Raw genomic sequence first — 14,689 nt, 5'->3', positions numbered from 1 at the left:
TCATGGGACGGATAACGCTGACCAACATCGATCGCGCTTACGGCAAGATGAAGATCTTGCACGGCATCAACCTCGACGTCGGTGACGGCGAGATGCTGGTCCTCGTCGGCCCGTCGGGTTGCGGCAAGTCCACGCTGCTGCGGTTGATTGCCGGGCTCGATCGGCCGACCGACGGCAAGGTCGAGATCGACGGGGTCGACGTCACTAACGTTTCGGCCGCGCAACGCGGTCTGGCGATGGTGTTCCAGTCTTACGCGCTCTACCCGCACATGAGCGTGCGCCAGAACCTCGCCTTCGGGCTTGAAAACATTCGTATGCCGAAGGCCGAGATCGACGCGCGGATCACGGAAGCGACGCGCATGCTGGAAATTGCTCCCTATCTAGACCGCCGGCCCGGTCAATTGTCGGGCGGCCAGAAGCAGCGCGTGGCGATCGGCCGTGCGGTGGTGCGCAATCCGACCGCCTTTCTGCTCGATGAACCGCTGTCCAACCTCGATGCCGAACTGCGCATCACCATGCGCGCTGAACTGGCGGGCCTGCACCGGCGGCTGGCAACCACGATGGTCTACGTCACCCATGACCAGATCGAGGCGATGACGCTGGCGGACCGCATCGTGGTCATGCGCTCGGGGCGGATCGAACAGGTCGGCCGGCCGCTCGATCTCTACAACGCGCCGGCCAACCTGTTCGTCGCCGGCTTCATCGGCGCGCCGCGGATGAACCTGCTGCCGGTGAAGGTGCGTTCGGCAAGCGGCGCCGAGGTGCGTGTCGAAGGTCCAGGCGGGCTGTCGGCCTCGATCGCCGCCGACGGGGTCGCGCTGAAACCGGGAGACGACGCGACGCTTGGCATCCGGCCACACGACATCCAACTTTCGAATGGCGGCAAGGGATCGGTGGAAGCGCGGGTAACGCTGGCCGAGGCGTTGGGACCGGAAACAGTTGTCCACGCCACCATTGCCGGCGACAGCAAACTTATCGCCGTTCTCAAGCAGCAGGGCGTTGAATCGCAAGGGCCGCCGATCAACCTCGCTCTGCCGCCGGAGCGCATGCATCTCTTCGATGCCGCCGGGCTGCGTGTCGCACCGCGTTAGCCGGCGGCAAGATAGTGGGTTGCTTTTCATGAACCCTCGCAACTGCGCACAGCGAATGCGTGTTGCGCTTGTCAAAATAGGTGAACGTTAAGACAACCGAACTCTTCAAGAGGGCGCTCTCTGCGATCATTGCTGCCACAGGATGATCCGGAAACACTTCAAAGTGGATTTTCTCGTGGGCGGTCTTCGGCACTACGGAGATCCGCGCCGGCACGTTCGCGCGCCTGAATCCGGCTGACTGATAATACGACCTGTGCTGAGGTTCAGTACGAACTACCGATCAGGTTCTGTTGTCCGGCTTCGTCATCCAAAGGACCGGGATGCGCCTGATCACGCTTGCGCCATTTGGCATTCTGCTCTTCGCAGGCGCGATGTGGCTGCTGTCTGCTTCGACGAGCGGTAGCGTCTTACCTGTCCGGCTCGTATTCCCAGTGATATGTGTTGATGCATCGATCCGCGTCGCTCCTCGCGCGAGGCCATCGTAAGGGCCCCCGTAGCGGCGATATCTCCGCGCAATGCATGGATTTCCATGAGATGCAGCCGAGGCATGGCGGAACTAGATTTAGGCGGTGAGTTCGCCTGTCCAGATATTGAAAACAAGTGCTATATCAAGCGCTGACCGTCCCCAGGCTTTTTTGTCCGACAGGAGAAGCCAATGACAGCAGCGTCCAACTCACTTGGCGAAATCGACCCCGAAGCAACGCTTGCGCTGCAAATCATCGAGAGCATGCCCGGCCACGCGTGGGCAGCCGATGCCGCCGGAAGATTCACCTATGTCAGCCCAAACACCCTGGCGTTCCTCGGCAACACGCATGAGGGTCTCAACACTTCCGAAGACGACGATGAGTTCGGCTGGCGTCGAGCCGTCCATCCCGACGATTATGATCCTGTAGCCGCCAGATGGCGGCATTGCCTCGAAACCGGCGATCCCTATGATACCGAGCATCGCCTGCGGCGCGCCGATGGCGTCTATCGCTGGTTTCGAAGCTCAGGACGACCTTTTCGCGATAGCCAGGGGCGCATCATTCAATGGTACGGCACGACAATAGACATTGAGGACCAGAAGCGGGCCGAGTCAGCATTGCGCGACCGGGAGCGGGAACTCTCGCAACTCGTGGACATGGTCCCGAGTCACATCTGGCGGCTCGATCCCGACGGCGAGCCGATCTTCTTCAATGGGCGCATGGTCGACTTTCTCGGCCTCGACGTAGCGGATCTGGACCGACCGGGCATGAGCCGGCTGGCGGTGATGATACAGGCCGCCGTTCATCCGGACGACGCGGCAGCATTCGGCGATGCACTCCGTGGTTGCTTCGCTACCGGTGCGAGCTTCGCGATGCGCTATCGCCTGCGCCGTGCCGATGGCGTCTATCGCTGGATGTCGAGCCGGGCGGAGCCGATGCGCGATGACGCCGGCCGCATCGTCCAGTGGTACGGCCTCTGTCACGACATAGACGATCAGATGCACGCCGAAGCGGCGTTGCGGCAGAGCGAGCAGCAACTTCAGCACATGATCGACGCGGTGCCGGTCCGCATCTGGAGTGTGATGCCGACCGGCGGGCCGGTCTACTTCAACAAGCGATACCAGGACCATTTCCGCTCCGTTATCGCGAACTTTGATGTGCTCGGCGAGCCGGGCATCGAAACGTTGCTGCACGAGGTGATTCATCCCGAAGATGCGCCCGAGGTGCAGCGCACGTTGTTGACCTGTTTCGAAACTGGCGGCGGCTCCGCGATGCGGTTTCGCTGGCGCGAAAAAGACGGCACCTATCGCTGGGCAGAGTGCAGGGTCGAGCCGCGGCGCGATGACGACGGAACGGTCGTGCAGTGGTACGGGGTTTCTCTCGACATCGACGATGAGGTGCGCGCGCAGGCCGCGTTGCGCAAAAGTGAGCGGCGCCTTCAGCAGCTGATCGACACCGTGCCCGCTTTGATCTGGAGTACGACACGGGAAGGGACGCCTTCCTACGTCAACAAACGGTTCACCGATGTAACCGGGGCCACGCTCCACGACATCACCGCCCCGGACGGGTCGCCGTCGCTGAGCGTGATCCACCCAGACGATATCGACACCGCACGGCAGGCGATCCGCCATTCATTCGCAACGGGCGTGCCTTACGTTCAGAGATATCGCCAGAGGCGGGCCGACAGCGGCTATCGCTGGACCGAGACTCGCGCCGAGCCGCTGCGCGACGAAGATGGCAGCATTCTCCAATGGTACGGCGTGAGCGTCGACATCCATGACCTGGTGACCACGCAAGCCGCGTTGCACGACCGGGAACGAGAGCTCTCGCAGCTCGTCAACATGGTTCCGAGCTACCTCTGGCGGCTGTCTCCCAACGGTGAGCCGACCTTCTTCAACAAGCGCCTGATAGATTTTCTCGGCCTGGACATAGCGGACGCGGAAAAGCCGGACACGAGCCTGCTGGCGGCCTTCATTGCCACCGTCGTCCATCCCGACGATGCAGCCAGCCTGAAGGAAGCACTCGACAGCTGCTTTGCCACCGGCGAGCGCTTCTTCATGAAGTATCGCCTGCGCCGTGCCGATGGCGTTTATCGTTGGATGGAGGGCCGCGCGGAGCCGCTGCGGGACCAGGGTGGACGCATCGTCCAATGGTACGGCCTTACGCACGACATCGACGATCAGCTGCGCGTCGAAGAGGCGCTGCGCGAGAGAGAACGCGCTCTCTGGCAGCTCGTTGAAACGCTGCCGGCAATGATCGATTGCGCCGCGCCGGATGGCGAACCGATATATCGCAGCCAGCAGCTCCGCGAATTCCTCGGATACAATCTTGAGGAATTGGACGAAGCGGGAAAGTCCCGGCTGGCTGGCACACTCGACGCCGGTGTTCATCCCGACGACCTGACAGGTGTCAAAGAGAGATATGCCCATTGCCTGTCCACAGGCGAGCCGTATGCGCGACGGCACCGTCTGCGGCGCTTCGATGGTGAATATCGCTGGGTCGAGACGCGCGCCGCGCCGATGCGCAACGCTGAAGGCGCCATAGTGCAGTGGAACGTTATCTGCCTCGACATCGAAAATGAGGTGCGGACACAAGAGGAGCTTCGGCTGGCACAAGAGAGACTTGCGCGTGCGAGCCAGGCGGCGAGCCTTGCCGAACTCTCCGCATCCATCGCTCATGAGGTGAACCAGCCGCTGGCCGCCATCGTAGCCAACTCCAACGCATGCCACCGTTGGCTGTCCGCCGAGCCCCCGAACGTCGAGCGCGCGAAGATCACGGCCGAGCGTATCATCCGCGATGCCAACTCGGCGGCGGATGTCGTCAGCCGCATCCGTGCCTTGTTCAGACCTTCGCTTGAAATGAGAACCAGCACACCGATCCCCAGCGTCGTTGCCGAAGCACGTGACCTTATGGCCGAGGAAGCCATGCGGCGTCGCGTTCGCATGGACATCGACGTCGAAAGCAACCTTCCGCTGGTTGCGTTCGATCGCGTCCAGATTCAGCAGGTCCTGGTCAACCTCATTCGCAACGGCATGGAGGCGATGGACAACACGGCGGGCGACAAGGTTCTCGGAATGCGCGTGCGCCGGATAGAGGACACGATCCAGACCGAGGTCCGCGACCGAGGCCCGGGTATCGAACGTCCCGACAAGATATTCGAGCCGTTCTTTACAACGAAAGGGAACGGAATGGGCATGGGGCTCGCGATCTCCCGTTCGATCATCGAGTCTCACGGCGGACGCCTTTGGGCGGAGAATAGCGTGCCGCGTGGGGCGACATTCATCTTCACCCTCCCGGTTGAAGCGAAAGCTGCGCAATAACTGGCGGCGCTCAGTAAGCGCTTGGTTTTTTCGGCTCTCGGTGAAGGGGCGCCGCCGCCCCGTGCAATGCATGGATTTCCATGAGGTGCGGTTGGGGCGTGGCGGGATTAGGGTGGCTACGTGAGTCCGTCAGCCCAGTCCAGCTATCAAGAGCAAGTGCTACACGAAGCGCCGACAATCTCCAGAGTTTGTTTGTCCGTCAGGGGCACCCGATGACGATAGCGCCCAACTCACTTGGCGAGACCGATTCCAGCGCAACGCGCGCGTTAACGCATGACTTGGACCGATCCGGACCGGGAAGTGGCCGATCTTTCGCGACGAATGAACCGGGCCTGATTCGCGGCAACATGATCAGTGATCTTGAAAGAGGCAGGTTGTCGCGCGTCTGGTCGCACCGTCCCCAATTCTTACATCTGGGGCTTTTTATTACGGCCTATGTCCTGGGCTGCGGCTTCGCCCAGTCGCTCGCAATCATACCTGGAACAGGGATTTCCATTTGGCCTCCGAGCGGGCTTTTCATCGCTACGCTTGTCTTCGCCTCCAGGTATAGCTGGCCGTGGTGGGTGCTGGGGGCCTGTGTGGCAGAACTGTTCAGCAACTTCTTGTGGTTCCACACTCCGCTGCCCGCGGCCTTCCTGATCTTTGCCGGCAACGCTCTTGAAGCGGTGGCCGGCGCATGGCTTGTGAACCAGACCTGCAAGCGCGCAGTTCGGCTGGAAACGTTGCGGGACGTTCTCGCATTCGTCGCACTGGCCGCTGGAGTTGCGCCAGTTGCAAGCGCGACGGTGGGAAGTGCGGCGCTTGCGTGGTTTGGCATACAATCGCAAACCTTTGCGACGGCTTGGCCGCTGTGGTGGATCGGAGACGCGACGGGAGTCCTGATCGTAGCGCCACTGGCGCTGGTCGTGTTCCAGAACTGGCGCGGCAAGGCGCAGCTCTCGGCGGCGCGGTGGATGGAAGCTTGCGTCCTGGGGCTGATCTTTCTTGGTATCGCCGCCCTTTCCTTGAGCGGCTATCTGCCCTTCGCCTACATCATCATGCCGCCTCTTCTTTGGGCCGCGGTGCGCTTTGAGTTCCGAGGCGCCGCCGTAGCATTGACCGTTCTCGCTCTGATCACGGCGGTATTCACGATATCCGGCGCCAGCCAATTTGCCGGCGATCCCGAGTCCCAGAAGCACAACCAGATCATGCTGCAGCTTTTTCTGGCCATCTCTGCATTTTCGGCGCTCGTCGTGGCCGCCATTTCCAGGCAGCATCAGGCGGCGGTGCTCACTTTGCGCCAAAGTGTGGAGACCTTGCGGGAGCGGGAGCGAGAACTCTCGTTGCTGGTCGAAATGATCCCCGCTCACATCGCCCGTATGGCGCCCAACGGCGAACCAACCTTCTTCAGCAAACGCACGACAGACTATATCGGCCTCAACGACATCGCGGACTGGGACAAGCCGGGCACGAGCCGCCTGGCGACCGTGGTCGCGGCAGCCGTCCATCCCGACGATGGACCCAGGATGAGAGAATGGCTCAGCCGCTCGCTCGCCACCGGCGAACCCTATCCCATAAGGTATCGCCTGCGTCGCGCGGACGGCGTGTACCGCTGGAGGGAGGGCCGCGCCGAGCCGCTGCGGAACCAGAGTGGGGCGATCGTGCAATGGTACACGGCCAGCATTGACATCGACGATGAGGTGCGCGCGCAGGAGGCATTACGCGACCGGGAGCGGGAGCTCTCGCAGCTTGTCGACATGGTTCCGAGCCATGTTTGGCGCCTGACGCCGGACGGCGAGCCGACCTTTTTCAACAAGCGAATGGTCGACTTTCTCGGCCTTGACGTAACGGATTTGGACAAACAGGGCATCAGCCGGCTGGCGGCGATGATAGCGGCCATCATCCATCCGGACGACGCAGCAGCATTCGGCGATACGCTCAGTCACTGCCTCGCCACCGGTGAGCGCTTCTCCATGAGGTATCGCTTGCGCCGCGCCGATGGCATCTATCACTGGATGTCGAGCCGGGCAGAGCCGATGCACGATCACGCTGGGCTGATCGCGCAGTGGTACGGTCTCTGTCACGACATAGACGATCAGATGCAAGCCGAAGAGGCCCTGCGGCGGAGCGAATTGCAGCTTCAGCAGATGATCGACGCTGTGCCGGTCCGCATTTGGAGCGCGGTGCCGACCGGCGGGCCGGTCTACTTCAACAAGCGATACCAGGACCATTTCCGCGCCGTCATCGCCAATTTCGAAACACTCGGAGAGCCGCGCATCGAGGAATTGCTGCAAGAACTGGTTCATCCCGAAGATGCTCCCGAGGTGCTGCGCACGTTGCTGAGCTGTTTCGAAACAGGCGGCGGTTCCGCGATGCGGTTTCGCTGGCGCGAAACAGATGGCTATCGCTGGGCGGAGTGCAGGGTGGAGCCGCGGCGTGATGAAGACGGGGCGGTTGTGCAATGGTACGGGGTTTCCCTCGACATCGACGAAGAGGTGCGCGCCCAGGAAGCGCTGCGACAAGCCTCCGACAAACTCGCGCAAGCCACTCAGGCTGCAAGTCTCGCCGAGCTTTCCGCTTCGATCGCGCACGAGGTGAATCAGCCGCTGGCCGCGATCGTCGCCAATTCCCATGCATGCCACCGTTGGCTGTCCGCCGCCCCTCCGAACGTCGAACGCGCGAAGATTACGGCCGAGCGCATAATCCGGGACGCTAATTCGGCGGCGGACGTCGTCGGCCGCATCCGCGCGCTGTTCAAGCAATCCACCGAGACGAGGACCAATGCGACGCTCAGCAGTGTCATCGCAGAGGCACGCGACCTCGTGGCCGAGGAAGCGATGCGTCGGGGCGTTCGCACCAGCGTTGATGTCGGAAGCGACATTCCGCTAGTCGCGTTCGATCGCGTCCAAATCCAGCAGGTTCTGGTCAATCTCATCCGCAACGGCATGGAGGCGATGGACTCTGGTGCGGATGACGGAGTTATCAGCATCCGCGTGCGCCATATCGGGGATGTTGTCCAGACGGAAGTCAGAGATCGCGGCCGGGGCGTCGCGTTTCCCGACCGGATATTCGAACCGTTCTTTACCACGAAAGAGCAAGGGATGGGCATGGGACTGGCGATCTGCCGTTCGATCATCGAGTCGCACAGCGGGCGTTTATGGGTCGAGAAGAACGAACCACGTGGAGCGACGTTTATCTTCACGTTGCCGATTGAAGCGAAAGCGGCGTCATGACGACGGACGGCCAAATTGTCTTCATCGTAGATGACGATGAACGCATCCGGGAGGCGCTCAGTGAGCTGCTGGCTACACACGGCATGTGTGCCCTAGCGTTCGGATCGGCGGGCGATTATATCCGCGCTGACAAGCCGGACGTCCCTGCCTGCCTCATCCTCGATATCGAGTTGCCGGATATTAACGGCCTCGATCTGCAGCGGCAGATTGCCGAGGGCGATCATCCGCCGATCGTTTTCCTGACGGGACATGGCGATATCCCGTCCTCGGTGCGTGCGATCAAGCACGGCGCCGTGGATTTCCTGACTAAGCCCTTCAGCGATGCAGACCTCATGGCCGCAATCCATGCGGCGATTGCCCAGGATCGGGTACAGCGATCGGAGCGCGCCGAGCTGGGCATGTTGAAGCAACGTTATCTCGAGCTGACGCCGCGCGAACGTGAGGTGCTGCCGCTGGTGGTCAGCGGCTTGCTCAACAAGCAGGCCGCCGCTGAACTGGGGATCAGCGAAGTTACGCTGGAAATTCATAGAAGGAACGTCATGCAGAAGATGGTCGCGGCGTCGCTCGCCGACCTAGTGCGCATCGCCGAGCGATTGGGAATACCGATCACGCACTCGCGCAGGGCAGGGGGGAGCTGAGCGTGAGCAAGCGGAGGCCTGTCGTGGCGATTGTCGACGATGACCCAAGACTGCTCGAGTCGCTGGAGGACCTTCTGGAGTCCGCCGGCTATGTGGCCCGCAGCTTCTCGTCGGCGGGGGCGTTGCTGGTCAGCGGCCTGTCTGGATTGGACATGCTTATCACCGACATCGGGATGCCCGGCATGGACGGCTTTGAACTTCGTGACTTGGTCAAGAAGGCGCGTCCGGACCTGCCTGTGTTCCTGATCACCGGCCGCCACGAGATAGTGGATCAGCACCGCGCCAAGGGCATTGGCGGGCTTTTCCGCAAGCCGTTCGATGGCCAGGCACTGCTTGCGGCGATCGGCGACGCTTTACGCAACCCAGAAACGGAGGCTAAACATGAGAGTTGACCAATTGCCCTTACCGAGATCGGCGCCATCATCACAGCAGCGAAGGGCTGAAGCCGAGCAGCCGCTGGTCATTATTGTCGATGATGATGCCTCTGTTCGGGAGGCGCTGTCTGAATTGATCCTGTCGGCGGGTTTCCTGCCGGTGTGCTTTACCTCAACCCGTGAATTGCTTGACGCCGACGTGTTGGAGAGCCCCGGCTGCTTGATCCTCGACGTGCGCATGCCGGGGACGAGCGGTCTCGATCTGCAGCACCATCTTGCGAAAAACGGCAACCCCAAACCCATCATCTTCCTGACCGGGCATGGCGACATCCCGATGACTGTCCAGGCGATGAAGGCCGGCGCCGTGGACTTTCTCACCAAACCGGTGCGGGATCAGACGCTGCTTGACGCTGTGATCGCCGGCATTGCGGTGGATGCCAAGCGGCGGGCGGATGCCGTGATCGTCAAGCGCAATATCGAGCGCGTCGGGACGCTGACGCCGCGCGAGCGCGAGGTCCTGCGTGAAGTGGCGCGCGGACGCCTCAACAAGCAGATCGCCTTCGACCTCGGCATCAGTGAAGTGACGGTCAAGCTTCACCGCGGCAATGTCATGCGCAAGATGGAAGCCGCTTCCATCGGTGAGCTGATCCGGGCGTGGGAAACGCTGCCCGCGCCGATGCGCGAGGTCTAGAATTTGGCACAAGCCGATCCATGCCCCATCCAATAGGATCGCCCGGCGCGCCCGGCCATTTCAGGTGCTTTCTCAGCGCGCCCAGGCCTTCCTGCCTGTTGGTACGCTCGTGCTGCTGCGGGTGATCCTGATGTACATCGGTGGTCCTGTTGGTGTTTCGCGGCAAGGCCCGCGCCAAACATCGTTACCACTGAGCGGCGCTCTTTGGCGGCGCCAGTCTGACCGACAAACTCGCAACATTTCATGCATCAGCAACTGACGCCGGCGATGCCGCGTCGGTCCCCGCGCCGCTACCCAAGCCTAAATTGACGTGTGTCTATAAGAGCTTGCCTTAGCCCGGCCCTATCTTCGGCGTGCCTGCCCTGCACCTTGGCATCGTATGACAGATGCTTCCGTAGAATAGGTTCGCGGCCCGGATCGATGCATCCTGTTCCTCGCAAGCCATCACGACCGTCGCGTTTCTACCGCTCCTCGCTCGCTCCTCCCCGAACGCGACCGCACAGGCCGACTCGACGGTCGTGATGGTGAGCAGGATGTTCAAAGCACATGGATGGACATGATGAACAGAGACGGACTTTTCTCCGTCGGCGGATCTCGCCGCGATGTCTTGCTGGCAGGCCTGATCTCTACGGTTGCCGCCGGACTGCCCCGCGCTGCTTCGGCAACGAGCCGAAAACAAAACCTTCCCTCTTCCCCCTCAATCAAAGGAACCAAGACGATGAGCACCATCACGACCAAGGATGGCACCGAAATCTACTACAAGGATTGGGGCAAGGGTCCTGTCGTCACGTTCTCGCACGGCTGGCCGCTGAATTCCGACGCCTGGGACGGCCAGATGCTCTTTCTTGCCCATAACGGCTTTCGCGTCGTTGCGCATGACCGGCGCGGCCATGGCCGATCAAGCCAGGCCACGTCCGGCAACGACATGAACGGCTATGCGGACGATCTTGCAGCCGTGATCGAGGCGCTGGATCTCCGGGACGCCACGCTGGTCGGCCATTCGACCGGAGGAGGCGAGGTTGCTCGCTATATCGGACGGCACGGGACGAAGCGGGTGGCCAAGGCTGTTCTTATCGCCGCTGTTCCGCCGATCATGGTGAAAACGCCGGCCAATCCGGAAGGTCTGCCGATCGAGGTATTCGACGGCATAAGGGCTGGCCTCGTCAAGGATCGTTCGCAGTACTACCGGGACCTCGCACCGTTGTTTTATGGCGCGAACAGGCCGGGCGCCAAGGTTTCCCAAGGGACTCTGGATCAGTTCTGGCTCTGGAGCATGCAGGCGGGTCTCGTGAACGCGTACGAAAGCGTCAAGGCGTTCTCCGAGACCGATTTTACCGAGGACCTCAAGAAGTTCGACGTACCAACCCTCGTCCTGCATGGCGAAGACGATCAGATCGTCCCCGTCAAGGACTCGGCAGTCAAGTCGGCCCGATTGATCAAAGGCGCAAAGGATATCTATTACCCCGGGGCGCCCCACGGGATCACGGCCACGCACCAAGATCAGGTCAATGCTGATCTGCTCGCCTTCATCAAAGGATAGCACGCCCTCAGTCACGACCGCATGTTCTCCGCAATTCCTTGGAGCCGCCGATGACCACCTTTGGCAATATTTCGCGCGCCCTGAACCGCATTTCGGGTGGCGCGCCAGGTCAAATCTTGTGCGCTCGCATAGCCGCGCGGTGGCCTGAATGCTGGTTCTGTCGGCTCATGTCCCGGATTGTGGAACCGAACCACTGCGCCATCGAGCTGGAGCGCTGGCAGAGGCGCGAAACATATGCTGCGCCACGGCTGCCGCTCGGGCAACTGCGCCTGTGCAGCGCGGAGGCGATCGCCGGCGTTCGACACTACGTCGCGCTGTCGGGGGTCGCCGCCGCGCGCTTGTTCTGCTTTGAAGGCCAAAGCGCTCTCCAAGAGGTCAAACTGGCTAAGCGCCGGAAGTTTATCAATCGATAGCCGTTTGCGATTGCCGCTCATTTTGGCGGTCTCAATTCGGCGTGAAATTTTCTTGGCCAGCAGTTGCGACCATCGCAGCAGCACCGGCACAATTTTTCGAAGGCAGGAACGACATGGGCGCACTCTCAGGCAAGATCGCGGTGGTCACCGGCGGAAACAGCGGGATCGGACTATCGGCTGCAAAAATCTTTGCGGCCGAGGGCGCGCAAGTCGTCATTACCGGCCGCCGACGGCAGGCGGTCGAGGATGCGGTCGCACAGATCGGGGCAGGAGCGCTGGGCATTCAGGGAAATGTGGCCGACGTGTCGCACCATGACGAGGTAGCGCAGCAGATCCGCCAGAGGTTCGGGGCGCTCGACATCTATATGGCGAACGCCGGCATAAACACCATCACGCACTCGGCCGACGTCTCCGAGGCAGAATATGATGCGCAATTTGCCGTCAACACGCGAGGCGTCTTCTTCGGCGTCCAGAAGCTGATTCCGATCATGCGGAACGGCGGCGCAATCATCCTCACAGGCTCGCTGGCCAGCGAAAAGGTTCTGGACGGTCATGCTGTTTACGCGGGCTCGAAGGCGGCCATAAATGCCTTTGCGCGCGGTTGGGCGATCGAACTGAAGTCTCGCGGCATCCGGGTCAACGTGCTCAGCCCAGGTCCGGTGGATACGGCTATTCTCGATAAGCTAGGCGTGCCGTTTGAGCAGCGCGGGCTGTTTGAAAAGGCGATGGCGGAGGCAATACCCCTGGGCCGGATGGGGCAGCCGGAAGAGCTGGCAAAAGCCGCCCTGTTCCTTGCCTCGGACGCGAGCAGTTTCGTCACGGGCATCAATCTGCGGGTCGACGGCGGGATGGCAGTGCTCTGAGCCACGACTGCGATGTCGCGCCAATAGACTGGCGAATAACGCCGGTCCGGCTGTTTGACCCATACCAAGGCATTGGGCGATGCGGGCCGAAGGCCAGGAACTATGTCGTTGACGAGAGGAGGCTTTGCCGCCGTGTTCGATCCGGCCGGCTCACCAGCGCTCAACGGATCGACCGCGCCAGGCTCTCGCCACGGCGGCAGCGGCGTCTTGCAAACACAACTCTCTGGCCGCGCGCCCTCAGTGTCTGTTCCGGCGACCGCCGCCAATGCACACCCCGCATAGATACCTCAATCATGCTGCAGGGCACCTGATCTCCCTGGTGACCTACCCTGCACCTTGGCATTGTATGACAGACCCTTCCGCACAATAGGTTGGCGGGCCGCGTCGGCGCATTCTCCTGAGCATTGGTCACCACAGGCCACACGGGAGAAAGCAAATGCGAAACATAACTCGAGTCCTGGCCCTCACCGCAGCGCTTGCCGCGTCGGGCGGCGGGATGGCGCAGGCCGCGAATTCTCAGCCCAAGCCGACGATCGTACTGGTGCACGGCGCCTTCGCGGAATCGTCGAGCTGGGATGCAGTCATCACCAAGCTCAGCAAAGACGGTTATGTAGCGATAGCCGCAGCTAATCCGCTCCGCGGCGTTGCCAGCGATGCGAAAGCAGTCTCAGCCATCGTCCGGTCGGTTTCCGGGCCGGTCGTGCTGGTGGGGCATTCCTACGGCGGGCCTGTCATCACCGAGGCCGCCAATGGCAATCCCAATGTGAAGGCATTGGTCTACGTGGCGGGTTTCGCGCCGGATACCGGCGAATCGAGCCTTACGTTGTCCAGCATGTTTCCCGGCAGCACCTTGGGGAGCGCGCTTGCTCCAGTCGCGTTGCCGGACGGCGGACAAGACCTCTTCATCGAGCCGGCCAAGTTCCGCGCCCAGTTCGCCGCCGACGTTCCGCAAGAGCAGACTTTGCTGATGGCTGCCACTCAACGCCCTGTTGCGCAGGCGGCTCTGGCTGAAGCCTCGGGCGTCGCCTCATGGAAGACGCTGCCGTCCTACATGATCTACGGCTCGGATGACCGGAACATCCCGGCAGCCGTCATGAGCTTCATGGCCAAGCGTGCGCATGCGGTAAAGACCGTCGTCATCGAGGGTGCGTCCCATGCGCTCATGGTTTCGCATCCCGACGAGGTCACGTCACTCATCGAGGATGCTGCTGCATCGGTCAGTCAGTAGCAGGCCGGAAACGCCCAGCATCCGATCGAGCAACGAAAAATAGACACGCAACACCAGGAGACCAGACATGAAGATCGTCGTCATCGGCGGAACCGGGCTGATCGGTTCAAAGACCGTGGAGAGACTGCGAAACAAAGGACACGACGTGCTTGCGGCGTCGCCGAATTCGGGCGTCAACACCGTTACGGGAGAGGGTCTGGCGGCCGCGCTTGCCGGTGCGCAGGTCGTCGTCGACCTCGCGAACTCGCCGTCGTTCGAGGAAAAGGCTGCCCTGGAGTTCTTCGAGGCATCCGGGCGTAATCTTTTTGCCGCCGAAACGGCCGCCGGCGTCCGTCATCACGTGGCGCTGTCGGTCGTCGGTACCGACCGGCTGCAGGGCATGGGCTATTTCCGCGGCAAGTTGCTTCAGGAAAAGCTGATCAGGGAGTCCGGAATTCCCTACACCATCGTTCACGCCACTCAATTCTTCGAATTCACCGCCGCCATCGCAAACACGGGCGCCGTCGGGGATACCATTCATATGTCGCCGGCCTACTTCCAACCCATGGCGGCTGATAATGTTGCCGATGCGATGGCGGACGTCGCGCTTGCCGCGCCGTTGAACGGCATGATCGAAATTGCCGGCCCGGAGCGTGTTCGCATGAGCGAACTTGTCGAGCGCTTCCTGAAGGCCACCAACGACCCGCGCAAAGTCGTCCCGGATCCCGGCGCGCTCTACTACGGCCAAGTGGCAATCGACGATCGAACGCTGGTGCCCGGCGAGAACGCGCGCATCGGCGCCGTGCGTTTCGATGATTGGCTCAGCCGATACACACCACCGAAGTAAGTAATCATCGGATAGGCCCGCCATTCGCA

11 protein-coding genes are annotated in these 14,689 nt (G+C 61.7%); 10 read left to right on the top strand and 1 reads right to left on the bottom strand.

Annotated features, from left to right (window positions below; genetic code table 11):
* Window positions 1-2 precede the first annotated feature (2 nt).
* The 7 genes from NKI17_RS00685 to NKI17_RS00655 all read left to right on the top strand — a co-directional run bounded on the left by NKI17_RS00685 (window position 3) and on the right by NKI17_RS00655 (window position 11,330).
* Window positions 3-1,091, top strand: coding sequence for an ABC transporter ATP-binding protein (locus NKI17_RS00685; RefSeq protein WP_023674193.1), 1,089 nt, complete (start codon window positions 3-5; stop codon window positions 1,089-1,091).
* Window positions 1,092-1,746: 655 nt separating this feature from the next.
* A complete protein-coding gene (locus NKI17_RS00680; RefSeq protein ID WP_023674194.1) occupies window positions 1,747-4,875 on the top strand; it encodes a PAS domain-containing protein in 3,129 nt (1,042 codons plus the stop codon).
* A 374-nt stretch (window positions 4,876-5,249) separates the two neighbouring features.
* Window positions 5,250-8,087 carry a sensor histidine kinase gene (locus NKI17_RS00675; protein WP_352905348.1) on the top strand — a complete coding sequence of 946 codons (2,838 nt, stop codon included), beginning with the start codon at window positions 5,250-5,252 and terminating at the stop codon, window positions 8,085-8,087.
* On the top strand, window positions 8,084-8,725 hold the full coding sequence (locus NKI17_RS00670; protein ID WP_352905253.1) for a response regulator transcription factor: 642 nt from the start codon (window positions 8,084-8,086) through the stop codon (window positions 8,723-8,725). The genes NKI17_RS00675 and NKI17_RS00670 overlap by 4 nt, the downstream gene beginning before the upstream one ends.
* A gap of 2 nt (window positions 8,726-8,727) precedes the next feature.
* Entirely contained in the window at window positions 8,728-9,117 is a 390-nt protein-coding gene (locus tag NKI17_RS00665; protein ID WP_023716983.1) for a response regulator, read from the top strand.
* Entirely contained in the window at window positions 9,107-9,790 is a 684-nt protein-coding gene (locus tag NKI17_RS00660; RefSeq protein ID WP_352796224.1) for a response regulator transcription factor, read from the top strand. The genes NKI17_RS00665 and NKI17_RS00660 overlap by 11 nt, the downstream gene beginning before the upstream one ends.
* Window positions 9,791-10,349: 559 nt before the next feature.
* The gene (locus NKI17_RS00655) at window positions 10,350-11,330 is read left to right on the top strand and encodes an alpha/beta fold hydrolase (protein ID WP_502894404.1); all 981 of its coding nucleotides are present in this window, start codon (window positions 10,350-10,352) and stop codon (window positions 11,328-11,330) included.
* An 11-nt stretch (window positions 11,331-11,341) separates the two neighbouring features.
* On the opposite strand, the gene NKI17_RS00650 is transcribed toward NKI17_RS00655, so the two are convergent.
* The gene (locus NKI17_RS00650; protein ID WP_352905251.1) at window positions 11,342-11,833 is read right to left on the bottom strand and encodes a hypothetical protein; all 492 of its coding nucleotides are present in this window, start codon (window positions 11,831-11,833) and stop codon (window positions 11,342-11,344) included.
* 23 nt (window positions 11,834-11,856) lie between these two features.
* Here NKI17_RS00650 and NKI17_RS00645 point away from each other — a divergent pair, with 23 nt between their 5' ends.
* The 3 genes from NKI17_RS00645 to NKI17_RS00635 all read left to right on the top strand — a co-directional run bounded on the left by NKI17_RS00645 (window position 11,857) and on the right by NKI17_RS00635 (window position 14,660).
* Window positions 11,857-12,606 carry a glucose 1-dehydrogenase gene (locus NKI17_RS00645; RefSeq protein ID WP_352905250.1) on the top strand — a complete coding sequence of 250 codons (750 nt, stop codon included), beginning with the start codon at window positions 11,857-11,859 and terminating at the stop codon, window positions 12,604-12,606.
* A 436-nt stretch (window positions 12,607-13,042) separates the two neighbouring features.
* Window positions 13,043-13,834 carry an alpha/beta fold hydrolase gene (locus tag NKI17_RS00640; RefSeq protein ID WP_352592496.1) on the top strand — a complete coding sequence of 264 codons (792 nt, stop codon included), beginning with the start codon at window positions 13,043-13,045 and terminating at the stop codon, window positions 13,832-13,834.
* A 67-nt stretch (window positions 13,835-13,901) separates the two neighbouring features.
* The gene (locus NKI17_RS00635) at window positions 13,902-14,660 is read left to right on the top strand and encodes an SDR family oxidoreductase (RefSeq protein ID WP_023674205.1); all 759 of its coding nucleotides are present in this window, start codon (window positions 13,902-13,904) and stop codon (window positions 14,658-14,660) included.
* Window positions 14,661-14,689: the final 29 nt, after the last annotated feature.

The organism is Mesorhizobium sp. M0816, from assembly GCF_040320005.1.
Lineage (GTDB): Bacteria > Pseudomonadota > Alphaproteobacteria > Rhizobiales > Rhizobiaceae > Mesorhizobium.
The sequence above is the reverse complement of the archived record's forward strand: the minus strand, read 5'-3'. Positions and strand labels throughout refer to the sequence as shown.

Excerpts from the sequence above, each read along its gene's own strand:
- NKI17_RS00640 (WP_352592496.1), top strand. The coding sequence starts at position 13,043 with ATGCGAAACATAACTCGAGTCCTGGCCCTCACCGCAGCGCTTGCCGCG.
- NKI17_RS00635 (WP_023674205.1), top strand. The coding sequence starts at position 13,902 with ATGAAGATCGTCGTCATCGGCGGAACCGGGCTGATCGGTTCAAAGACC.
- NKI17_RS00655 (WP_502894404.1), top strand. The coding sequence starts at position 10,350 with ATGAACAGAGACGGACTTTTCTCCGTCGGCGGATCTCGCCGCGATGTC.
- NKI17_RS00680 (WP_023674194.1), top strand. The coding sequence starts at position 1,747 with ATGACAGCAGCGTCCAACTCACTTGGCGAAATCGACCCCGAAGCAACG.
- NKI17_RS00685 (WP_023674193.1), top strand. The coding sequence starts at position 3 with ATGGGACGGATAACGCTGACCAACATCGATCGCGCTTACGGCAAGATG.
- NKI17_RS00660 (WP_352796224.1), top strand. The coding sequence starts at position 9,107 with ATGAGAGTTGACCAATTGCCCTTACCGAGATCGGCGCCATCATCACAG.
- NKI17_RS00670 (WP_352905253.1), top strand. The coding sequence starts at position 8,084 with ATGACGACGGACGGCCAAATTGTCTTCATCGTAGATGACGATGAACGC.
- NKI17_RS00645 (WP_352905250.1), top strand. The coding sequence starts at position 11,857 with ATGGGCGCACTCTCAGGCAAGATCGCGGTGGTCACCGGCGGAAACAGC.